This is a genomic window from Shewanella inventionis, from assembly GCF_014641855.1.
GTDB lineage: Bacteria > Pseudomonadota > Gammaproteobacteria > Enterobacterales > Shewanellaceae > Shewanella > Shewanella inventionis.
Window position 1 is genome coordinate 175,077 of sequence record NZ_BMII01000003.1, and the last position, 12,380, is coordinate 187,456.

The 12,380-nt window shown below is 39.7% G+C and carries 5 protein-coding genes; 2 read left to right on the forward strand and 3 right to left on the reverse strand.

Annotated features, from left to right (window positions below; genetic code table 11):
• Positions 1-3: 3 nt before the first annotated feature.
• Positions 4-4,893 (reverse strand): PAS domain S-box protein, encoded by a 4,890-nt coding sequence (locus IEW93_RS03025; RefSeq protein ID WP_188736790.1) that lies wholly within the window; start codon positions 4,891-4,893, stop codon positions 4-6.
• A gap of 330 nt (positions 4,894-5,223) precedes the next feature.
• Between IEW93_RS03025 and IEW93_RS03030 the strand changes: the two genes are divergently transcribed.
• Complete coding sequence (locus tag IEW93_RS03030) at positions 5,224-6,846, forward strand: methyl-accepting chemotaxis protein (protein ID WP_188736792.1); 1,623 nt, start codon at positions 5,224-5,226, stop codon at positions 6,844-6,846.
• A 690-nt stretch (positions 6,847-7,536) separates the two neighbouring features.
• Here the strand turns inward: IEW93_RS03030 and IEW93_RS03035 are convergent.
• On the reverse strand, positions 7,537-9,501 hold the full coding sequence (locus IEW93_RS03035; RefSeq protein ID WP_188736795.1) for a putative bifunctional diguanylate cyclase/phosphodiesterase: 1,965 nt from the start codon (positions 9,499-9,501) through the stop codon (positions 7,537-7,539).
• Positions 9,441-10,580: an FIST signal transduction protein gene (locus tag IEW93_RS03040; protein ID WP_188736797.1), complete on the reverse strand. Its 1,140-nt coding sequence runs from the start codon at positions 10,578-10,580 to the stop codon at positions 9,441-9,443. Before IEW93_RS03040 ends, IEW93_RS03035 begins: the two co-directional genes overlap by 61 nt.
• 492 nt (positions 10,581-11,072) lie before the next feature.
• Between IEW93_RS03040 and IEW93_RS03045 the strand changes: the two genes are divergently transcribed.
• A complete protein-coding gene (locus IEW93_RS03045; RefSeq protein WP_229706560.1) occupies positions 11,073-12,119 on the forward strand; it encodes a GGDEF domain-containing protein in 1,047 nt (348 codons plus the stop codon).
• The last annotated feature ends 261 nt before the right edge of the window (positions 12,120-12,380 follow it).

Sequence of the window (12,380 nt, forward strand, 5' to 3'; positions counted from 1 at the left end):
ACATCACTCCTTCATTATCGACGTTAATGTATCAATCGCATCAACAAACTCTAGTTGACCTACCTGAGTTTTCAATCTTGACCAATGAGTATCTATGGCGACGTTCTCCAACAATTGCTCAAGATAACTTATCGCATCTAGATTTTGCTCAACTAATAATGCCATTAACTCTTCTATTTTATCGGTCGTTATACTGGTTATCGGCAATAACGCCGTTTTATCCAATCCATTTGCTAAATGTTGTGTATTTTCATCAGGAAATAACGTCTCAAGCATATGCAAACTATCGTTAATTTGCCCTTGTAATTGGGTTAAAACCACTTCGGATTCAATATTAACCTTTTGTTTAATTTTTTGTTCGAGTTGCTCTGCAAAAACAGCAAGCCGTTTAGCACCAATATTACTGGCAGTGCCTTTTATCGTATGGGCAATAATACTCATTTTATGATTATCTTGTTGCTTAACCGCTTCTGTTAACGCGGTAAGTTGCTCAGACATCTCCGCAGAAAAGTGATGTTTTACATCAAGAAAGAAATCACGTTCGCCACCAAAACGTCTTAAAATTGATTCGGGATCTTCAATAATGGCATCGTCATCATCGGGGTGCTCATCACTGCTCATTGCTGGTGAATGCTCGTAATATTCATTACCTGTTGAATGACTCTCTTTGCCCAATAACCTGAGCATACAAGGTAGTAAAAGCGTCATATCTATCGGCTTACCAATATGCTCATTCATACCTGCCTCTAAACACAAGGTTTTATCAGCCATGGATGCATTCGCTGTCATGGCAAGAATAACCAAGTCATTGAATCGTCCATCTGCACGTATGAGTCTTGTCGCTTCTAACCCATCCATGTCGGGCATTTGCATATCCATAATCACGATATCAAATTGATTTTTTGATTGCGTTACCCACGCAACGCCTTCAACACCGCCTGAGGCCAATGTCACTATCGCACCCTGTAATCTAAGTAATTCATCAATCACTTGGCGATTTAACTGGTTATCTTCAACTACCAGCACTTTTACGCCCTGCAACGCTAAATGAGTCACTTTTTTAGTTTCTAATGCGCGACGCTCACCAGAAATTGCATTACTCACAGCTTCCAACATTAAATTAGCCGTAATCGGTTTGGTTAGCATATTGATAAAAGGTTGCTGGCTATAGAGCTTGGTTTGCTGCATCACCTCAGCACCATAAGCCGTTAACATAATTATTGCAGGTGCTTGGCCTTCAGAAAACATTGACTGAATGTGTTGAGCGGTTTCTAAACCGTCCATTTCAGGCATACGCCAATCCATAATAATCACATCATAATGATTGGTTGCCTGTAAACTTTGCTCAATCAAGCTAATAGCCTGCTTACTGTTACTTGCTTCATTAACATAGGCACCATGGGCCTTTAAGGTTTTTGATAAAATTCTTCGGCTCATCTTACTGTCATCAACAATAAGGATGTTTCGCCCTTGTAAATCAATATCAAGATGGGCATTTTTCATTTCTACTACATTTAATCTCAAGTCAAAACCAAAATGGCTTCCTTTGCCAAGTTCACTACTTAACACTAACTCCCCACCCATTAATTCAACCAAACGCTTAGTAATGGCTAGCCCAAGACCCGTTCCACCAAATCGTCGTGAAGTAGATGACTCTGCTTGCACAAATCCTTGAAATATTTTGCTTGCTTGCTCTTCGCTGATCCCAATCCCTGTATCTTGTACAGAAATATTAAGCTTCACCAAATCTTGAGCAAGTTTTTTACAATGAACACCAATAATAACATGGCCATTTGAAGTAAATTTTATTGCATTCCCCGCCAAATTGAGTAGCACTTGACGTAACCGCAGTTCGTCCCCTTCTATGAGGTAAGGCACGTCAGGATCAAGATCAAAAATCACCTCAATATTTTTACTGTGCACATTGGTTGCTAACATTACAGCCAATTCACGCATTAAGGTTTCCATTTGAAATGGATGCAGATCAAGTTCAAGTTTGCCAGCATCTATTTTAGAAAAATCCAATATGTCATTTAATAATCCCAACAAAGATTTTGCGGCAATTTCAGCTTTTGTCACATAATCAAGTTGTTGCTGGGTCATTTCAGAATGCTGCACTATTTGCAACATGCCTAACACGGCATTCATTGGGGTGCGGATTTCATGGCTCATATTGGCCAAAAATGCTGACTTAGCGGCATTAGCTGCATCGGCAGATTGCTTTGCAAGCCTTAAGGAGTGCTCTAATTCACGTTGCTCGGTAATGTCGCGGTTAATCCCAACGATACGCACAGCTTTACCTTTATTGTCGTAACTAATTTGAGCGCCAGCCTGGATATAACGAATTTTATTTGAGCGGGTTATAATCCTAAAATTGGGTTCATAGGTCGTTTTATGTAAAATGGCTTGCTGTAAACATTGATCCGCCATGTCAATATCATCTGGATGAACTCGCGCCTGCCAGTGGCGGTAAGTCAGCCCTTGCTCTTTCATTTCAATGGGGTAGTCATAAATAGCAAACATCTGGTCGTTCCAAATCAACGCATCTGTCTGTAAATCTAAATTCCAAATACCTAGCTCAGCAACCTCTGCGGCTTTAACTAACTGATTTGTCGCAGACACCAGTTCATCTTGCTGTTTAAGCATGGTATCAATGTTAACACCAACACCTAAATAACCGACAAGCTCTCCACTGTCATTACGCATTGCAGATACAGACAATGACACAGTACATTGACTGTAGTCTTTACGCACATAAGTCCATTTGCGAGTTTCGGGTCCAATATTTCTCGCTTTATACACAAACACGTCAAACGCACTAATGTCTTCACCAAACTCTTCGCTTAACTCTTTGCCACGCTGCCTCACCTCTGATGGTACATGAAATATCGCCGGGCTCATTTTACCAACAACCTCTTCAGCACTATATCCAAGTAACAACTCTGCACCACGGTTAAAAATGGTGAGAATGCCGTTATTATCGGTTGCAATAATGCCTATTTCAGAGGCTGCAGCTAACACATTAGTGAGCAAAGAAGTGAGTTTATTATTTTCAAACTCAATGTACTTACGATCCGTTATGTCGATCCTCAAGGCAATACAACGCTCGAGCTGCCCTGCACTGTTCAAAATGGGAGTAATCACAGTATCAAACCATTTAGCATTACCTTGCTTGTCGTGATTACACACTTCACCTTGCCAAGTTTTACCCTGGGTGATGGTTTCCCACATGGTTTTCCAAAATGCATCATCATGCTGATTTGATTTTAAAATTGAATGCTTCTGACCAAGCATTTGCTCACGAGTAAACCCAGATGCAATACAAAAATAGTCGTTTACCGCTAAAATAACGCCATCGCCATCTGTTTCAGAATACAGCAATTGCTGGTTGATGTTTTCAAGTAAGGTTTTATTTTCAGATAAGGCCTCTTGCAGGGCTTGTGTTCGCTCAGTCACTTTACGCTCGAGACTGGCATTTAAACGTAAAATTTGTTTTTCAGCATTTTGTTGCGCGGTTATATCACGAATGGTTTGGCTGACACCTGTTATCACACCAAACTCATTATAAATGGCTAATGATGTCATGGTGGTGATAAGCAATTCATTATCTTTTCGTTTATGTTGGCCAATTAAATTTAACAGCGGCTTACCTTCTAACACTTGTTCAAACTGTGCTTGCTCAGCCTGTAGGTTTTCACTGTCGGCGGCAATAAAGGTATAGTTTTTAAGGCCCACCACTTCGTCATTAACATAGCCAAAAGTTGATTCAGCCCCCTTATTCCACCCGGTAATAATGCCATTACAGTCGTAACTGATAATAGCATCTTGCGAATGCTCTAAAATATTTGCTCGTCTTTCATTATCGGCCAACACAAGACGCTTACGCCCTAAGGTATAACCGTAAAAACCGATAAACGAGCCCAATAATAAGCTCACAACAAAACCATAAACAAAAACAATATGAGGTGACGTTAAATGTAACTCGCTAACAAAATTAGGGTAAGCCGATACCGATATTTGCCATTTTCTGCCAAACACTTCACGTTCAACAATGGCACTATACTGAGATAAAGGGGAAGCATCATCGGTATGCGTTTCATAGAATGTCACTGAGTTATCATTGTCGGTAATATCTGTAATCGATAACTTTGTATTGGCACGAGACAAAGACAAATCGTCAAAGACTTCATTAGCAACCAAAGGCGCGTAACTCCAACCAAAAGCATATTGCTCCCTTAATGCGGGGGTAAGCGGGGTGTCACTTGTTTGGTAAATGGGCATTAAAATTAAAAAGGCTTGTAGCGGATTACCAGTAGCTTGCACGAGTGTGATGGGGCCCGTCAGCCTTACCTCACCGCTAAGGTAAGCCTCTTTGGCGGCTGTTTTACGGTTATTTTCTGAGGCAATGTCTAATCCAATCGCGGAGTAGTTTCGCTCAACTGGCTCTACATATTGAATGACGTAACGCTCATCGTCATGCGGGGTAAGCTGTCTAATGCTAAAATTTGGCCAATCATCTTGCTTTGCTGACTCAATAAACAAAGCTTCATCATGGGGTTTTACCCGTCGAATAAATCCAAAGCCACGCGCGCCAGGAAACTCTCGATCTAAATCGCGAGTAAAACTGTATTTAATAAATTGGGCGCGCGAAATGCCTTCTGAACCAACGGTGTATATAACACCGCGAGCGCTGCGCAACCCATATTGATACAACTTAAATCTATTGGTGATGTTGTTGGTGACTTGCTCTGTAACCTCTTGAAGAGATTTATTCACAATTTGATTATTTTTATTTTTTACCCCTAAAGCAACACCAACACTAATGACTAAGCCAAAAGCGAATACTCCAACTCCCAATTTAAGCGCATTTTTATAACTAGCAAATTTGGTCATTTTTATAATTAGTTTAGAGTTACAGAGAGTTAACTTTGGACGATAAAACAAATTTTTACAAGCTAGACATTGAAAAACATAGTATTTCTACAATTAATCATGTCATTAAATTCATTTGAATCAAAAAGATTATCTAAAGCAACATTAGCATTAGCCGATAAACATTGTCGACATCACTCAATCTACAAGGTTTATAGACCGCTTTGTCTTCTTTTCATCATACTCGCACTCATTTTTTGGCGATGATGAATTAAGTTAACTATGCTCAATGCATATACCCAATCAAGCCATCTTAACGTTAATTAATTATCACCTACATCGAGGATTGAAATGAGAGATATCAAAATTGGCAAGTTGTTATTGTTGGGGTTTTCAGTTCCCGTTATTGCCATTATTGGATTGATGCTGTTGTCATTATCACAAATGAATACTATCAACCAACAATCAACCGAAATATCGAGCAACTGGCTTCCCTCGGTACAATTAATTGAACGTATTAATACTCAAACAGCCGATCTTCGTAATGATGAAGCCGTACACATTATTTCAACTGACGCACAAACCATTCAACAAGTCACCAATACAATTCATCAAAAAAAACAACAAATTGAAAAAACCATTAACGACTATCGAGTGCTTATATCAAGCCCTGAAGAACAAGCACTTGTTGATGAGTTTGATGGCCTATATCGTCAATATTTAGCGGTGCAAGTTGATCTGCTACGCCTGTCTGAAAACAATAACAATGACGAAGCAAAAGCCCTATTTCTGGGAAACTCCTTAGCCGCCTATAATAAGTATTCAGCAACCCTAGTTGAATTATCAGATTTAAATGAACGAAGTGCTCTTGCCGCCAGTGAGTACGGCGACATCATTTATGACCGCTCGATGAACATTATGATTATCGCTGTGATTGTGGTGACCATTATTATTATTTTGATGGCACTGCGCATTTCAACCCTTTTGGTCAGCTCCATTTCGATTATTCAACATGCGATGATAAAAATGTCTCAGGGCGACTTAAGTGTTCATATAGACAATCAGGGCGAAAACGAACTGGGCGTATTGTCAGAATGCTTAAACAAAACAGCAGAGCAATTTGCTAAATTAACTCAGCAGTTAATCTCTGTTGCCGACACTGTCGATAATTCTTCGCAAACACTGGCTTCAACCATGGAACAAGCAGACAGCAACTCACAAAACATGTTAATGCAAGTGGAACAAGTTGCCACAGCCGTCAATGAAATGTCGAGCACCGCCATGGATATTAGTCGCAATGCTACAGAAGCCGAATCGTCAGCCATTGAGGCAAACCAAAGTGTCGATAAAGGCCACCATGCGTTGCAAGAATCAAACAAAATCTCAGATAAAATTAACAACTCTATTAAAGAATCAACTGAAATCGTCAATCAGTTAAAAAGTTACTCAAACGAAATTGGCGCTGTTATTGAAGTCATTAATGGTATTTCTGAACAAACCAATCTATTAGCACTTAATGCTGCAATTGAAGCCGCACGCGCCGGTGAGCAAGGCAGAGGTTTTGCCGTAGTAGCTGATGAAGTAAGAACATTAGCAGGCAAAACACAGAGCTCAACCATTAACATTCAGGAAATCATCACAAAACTGCAAAATCAGGCCTCTAAAGCCGACGAATACATGCAATCAAATGCGTATTTAATTGATGAAGCACAAAAAATTGCACAAGAAGTTCGCGACGCGTTCTCTGACATAGCTCAATCTGTCTCTCGCATTTCAGAAATGAACTCTTTAGTGGCAACGGCTTCTACAGAGCAATCTAGTGTTACTGATGATATCTCTAAAAACATAACCCAAATGGTTGATATGGTTAATCAAAATGTAGCCGGCATTAGCTACAGCTCAAAAGCCAGTGTTGATTTGTCTAAGCAATCTGCGAATCAGAAAAAAATATTATCCTTTTTCACCCTAAATTAACCGCTTCGCCTCAACGCCAAAGGCTACTATTTAGTAGCCTTTGCTTTATTTGACCATAACTTAAAGCTGCAAGAGTAAACTTGGGTTTCTGGTTTACCGACAACTTCAATTGGATTAATGCCAGTTCCATTATGTTGCATTGCCTTAAAAGGTATAACCAGTTAAAAACAATGTACCTTTAACTAAAAAATCTTCGCGCCATCATAGAATCGATGAGGTGGAGTTAAACCAGAGAAAAAAAGAAGCAGCTTAGGCGACAACTACCTTGAAAAACGCCGATAAAGACTCATTATCGTATTAACAACAATGGCTTTCAGGTCAATGACGGCTTGAACAAACCACCCACGGTGAATCTGTAAATGATTTAATGGGCCTCATAGAGCCGCGCTTAAAATAACGGCGTAGCATCTGCTGCCAGCGTGATATGAGCACCAATCAACACCTGCATTGGCATGCCAATAAATAAAACGGTAAGGGAGCAAAGATAAACAATCCGTCGCGCTGATGTAAAAAAGAGCAAGTAGCAAATCAAGCTAGCTCAACGACAGAGTATAGTTAAGGGGTATTGAACTTTTTTGGCTAACTTTCATCCAAAAATGGATTGAGCTGGCGAATGAATGACCGCCAGGTGATAGGTAATAAACTTTAATATTGATGATCAACTATCTTTTTGAACATCAATATGCCCCATTACTGAGATTGCTTGTCTTGGGATGCTTCGGCATAAACACATTCAAAATCTGCAGCGGACATTGGCTTGTATAAATAATACCCTTGAGCTAAATCACAATGAAATTCTTTGACATATTCAAGCATAAACTGATCTTCAATACCTTCTGCAATCACTATCAAATCAAGGTTGTGCCCAATATCAATAATAGTTTTAGCAATGGCAGCTGATGAGCGATTACTTTCAACATCTTGTAAAAAAGCCTTATCAATTTTGAGATAATGTAGCGGTAAAAATTGCAAATAACTAAACGATGAATAGCCTTTACCAAAATCATCTAAAGCAAAGGTTATCCCATAATTATTGAGCAACAACATCGTTTCTTTGATACTGAATTTATCTTCCATAAAAATGGATTCTGTTAGCTCAATAATCAGCAATTTACCATCAATATCAAAATCTGTTAGCGTCTGTATTAAGTGGTTAATAAGTGCTTTATGCTGAAACTCTAAACTGCTCAAATTTATTGATATTGCCACATCATGAATACCCACATTATGCCAAGCGGCTAACTGTTTACATGCTTGAGTAATCACTGAGAATCCAATGTCAATTATTAACCCCGTTTGTTCCGCAACTGGAACAAAAACATCTGGCGGGATCACTGTCCCATCAGGTTGAGTCCAACGGCACAATGCTTCAACACTCACCACTTTCATGGAGTGTAAATCCACTTTAGGCTGATACACGAGATATAATTCGTCGCTGGCAATGGCGCTACGCAGGCTTTGTTCTATGGCCAATTGCATTAGCGCTTCTTTTTCGAGAGCCTGGCTATAAAAATGAAAACTGTTTTTTCCTAAAGATTTTGATTGATACATCGCAAGATCCGCTTTTCGGATCAAACTATTGGCATTGTCATCATCATTGGGAAACAAAGCGATTCCAATGCTCGATGTCACCACAAATTGACGTGAACCAATTGAATAAGGCTGCTGGATCAACGCTAACAACTCTTGGCACACCTGTTTTACCGCCATTTCAGAGTGAATATTTTCAAGGACAATAATAAATTCATCGCCACCCTGGCGCGACAAGGTATCAAACTCTCGCAACCGACTTTGCAAGCGTCTAACGACCTCTTTTAATAATAAGTCACCTGCATTATGACCTTCAGAATCATTGATTTTTTTAAAGTCATCTAAATCCAAAAATAATACCGCAAGCTTTTGAGCTTCTCTTTTACTAGCGGCGATAGAATGTTCAATCCTATCAAGCAATAATGTCCTATTAGGTAGCCCCGTCAACGCATCATGAAATGCATGATACTCAATGGTGGCTTCATATTGCTTTTGTGCCGTCACATCAGTGAAACACCATACTCGCCCAATAATGCGACCATCTTGTATTTGCGGTAATGAACGATAATCGAAAAAACGTTGATCAATTAACTCAATATTTCCATTTAACTGTTGGAAAGGGTCAAGGTGTAAGTTGTCGATAATGGACAGCATATGCTGCTTATCTATTACCACACTCAAAAAAGCTTCCCAATGCGACACAGGTTGAAGCCCTAAAGACTCAAAAAAGGCTTTCCCCATGCTATTAAATGACTTTAACTCACCGTTTAATGCATAAACAAAAATAATTTCGCCAGTGGCATCAAACGTAGCTTTTAATAATCCAACCGAGCTTTCAAGCTGATCTTGAAAACTTTTCATTTCCGTTAACTGATTTTTTAATGTTTCATTTCGATCATTAAGCTCATTAGAAATTAGAAATAAAGCCCGTTCTAACATTTTTATGCTTTGCTCATTTTGAGCATAGGCAGCAGAAATCGATGTCAAGAGGCGATGGTTGTTTTCAATAAACCGTTCATCTTTTTGACAACGGTTAAGCTGACGTAAAAGCAATTTATGCGTATTCAATATGGCGACTTCTCTGACAGTAACGTGACAGCCATGGTCTGATTGTGCAAACCACATCGACCAATCGATTTAATAGGGGATATTTCACCGTATGAATAAAACCCCGTTATGTTGCAGGTAGTTGGAAATTCTTGCTTGATGATCTCAAGTTCTTCTTCAATTTGTTGTCCTAAGACCAATCTACGGCCAATGCAACTAATTAAAATAGCTAATTCTGGCTCACATTCATTAATCGATGCTAGCGCTTCGTGAGCTGCATGTTGTGCACCTTCTAATAAATCTTCGCCATTGGCATACATAAATTGACACGTCGCACCTTCAGGTAGATTCCCCGCAAACGACATGCTTTTTTGATGTTCATCAATGGATAATATTGTCCGAACAACAATCTCATCTTCACCTTGTTGTTGTAAAGCCAGAGGATACAATAAGGCTGATACTGGCAAGTCTGCTGAGAATTCACCTAAAAAAGACCGATAGAGATCCAAAGCGGGTTGGCCATCAAATTCAAATAAGACGTTGCTATGCGAGCGCGTAATTAATCGCTTAGGACCAAAAGGCCGCCAACCGCCCAAATAAGCATATCCTACAGATAAGCGCTCACCATATAACCCTGCAAGTACAATAATGCCAGAACCAACATGCTCATTGTGCCACACAATAGTTTGGTTAAATCGATCACCGTCTCCCGCCAGTCCACCAGTCGCTTTAACACCTTGAGGTAAATATTGATATAAACCATCCACCAACTCAGAACCATTGATGATATTACCATCAGACATCACTAACACGTGACGCAGATTGTCTTTTGGCAGTTGTGCAATTAGATACTTAATTAAAGCAGAACAATCTGCGTGTGACGAAACAGAGTCACTCACAACATGAACGTCACTGTGCTCAAAGGTAATCGCCGTAATACAGAGGCTATCATCATAAAGCTGATCGCTTTGAATTTCACCACTGGTGCTACCACCAATAATATCGGCGTTGGGAAATGCTGTTTTTAATGCATCAAAGCCATCTGCTTGTTGCATTAGCTCTGGTGCACCATAAACTAATACAAGTTGGGCTCCCTTGTGTGGCACAAGCGGTTTGTTCCATTGACCATCTTGGTAGATTGCTTGGAAAGTATTCAATACGTCCTCCTAACTGTTGAGGGCAAACATTCCAAAATACATGACGATTCGATCAATAATTGGGAATATAGGCATTATTGCAAATGGATAATCCAGACCGCAGCATTGCTGCTTTAAAGCATAAGTAATATCAGGCTAATACCTTGTTTTAACTAAGTCTATTGAGTATAGAGGACGATGATAATTTATTATAGAACAAGTTTACCGAGTGAGGTTATTGACGATTGAGATACCTAGCGATAATGCTTGTGGTTATATCAGGCAATACTGTAATTCACAATAAAAACACCTCTCGTGATCTCATGCCATTTATTTATCTGGTTTGCCTTGGCAACCACTTTAATCCGTTTTTGTGCAAATATCATTGGATAAACATGCGTTTTATGGCAACCTAAATACACCGGCTTAATGGCATCATTGTTAAAGTGTAAGAGTGACTTAGCATGTTCTATTTTGATATTTACTTGTTCAATAATGTGAAAGGATTAATCATTGCTCGAACTCATCAAAAAATATCATCCTAATCAGGGGGCGTCACAACAAGCTAGAGTGATTTCGCTATTTTCATTGGTCGGAATGTCCATGACCTTTCTTATGGGCGCGATCAGTTTTTTAGGAAGCGACAACGCCCTAACTGTCGTACTGTTCCTTGCCAGTTTAACCTACCTGCTTTCTTTCCTGTTTGTTAAGCGATTAAATGTATCTGTCAGTGCCAACCTCATCATTTATTCGCTCTATTTATTGATGTTTTATTTGGTTTTTAGTGGTGGCGTGTCGCAAACAGGGCCATTATGGATTTTTATTGTGGCCCCTGTTTCTGTGTATGTGCTGGGACTACGTCAAGGCATAATGAATTTACTGATATTTTTGTTTGTGATCAGTGCCATCATGTTTATGCCGCAATCATTAATAGCGCATGCTGCATATAGTAATGAATTTAAAATCAGACTTATTTTATCGTTTTTAACCATGTCATTTTTGTCTGCCCTATATGAACACTTAAGAATGCTGTCATACAAAAACGCACTCGAAATCAGCAGACAATATCAACAACTTGCCATGCGAGACCCACTGACCAAACTGGCCAATAGACGCAATGCCGCCGCCATTTTAGAACAAGAAAAGGCCAGACTACAGCGTAACAACGAACCGCTATCAGTATTATTATGCGATCTTGACCACTTTAAATCTGTTAATGATAAATACGGTCATAATGCAGGAGATATGGTGCTTACCGAATTGTCAGCCCTATTTACTGAGCAAGTTAGACAACAAGATTGTGTGGCGCGTTGGGGCGGGGAAGAGTTTCTGATTATTTTGCCACAAACAACTTCTGAGCAAGCTGGGGTCATCGCCGAGAAGATCCGCAGCAGTGTTGAGAACCACACGCTTCAATTTCTGGATAATAAAATTCAGGTCACTATCAGTATCGGTATTTCGCAACTGTCACAAGATCAAACCATTGATGAACTGATCAACAATGCCGACAAATGCTTATATCAAGCTAAAACCTTAGGCCGCAATCGAGTTCATCCTTAAGCGTGTTGAGTGCCTCATAAAGCACATCAATAACCTTTTTATTCCAATTAGGATAAATAAGTGATCATTCTTGTGCTGATTGGAACTATCTCCCTCAAAGTCTATGTCGCTGCCATAAAAAAGCCCCGAATATCGTAACACCTATCACTTAAGGTGTTTAGAGCGAACAGGGTAGCGAGTTTTATTGATACGAACGGTCCTTGCTTTGGGCCGTTTTCTTTTTTGGGGCAGTATGTAGCGTTTAACTCTCTCCCGCATGGC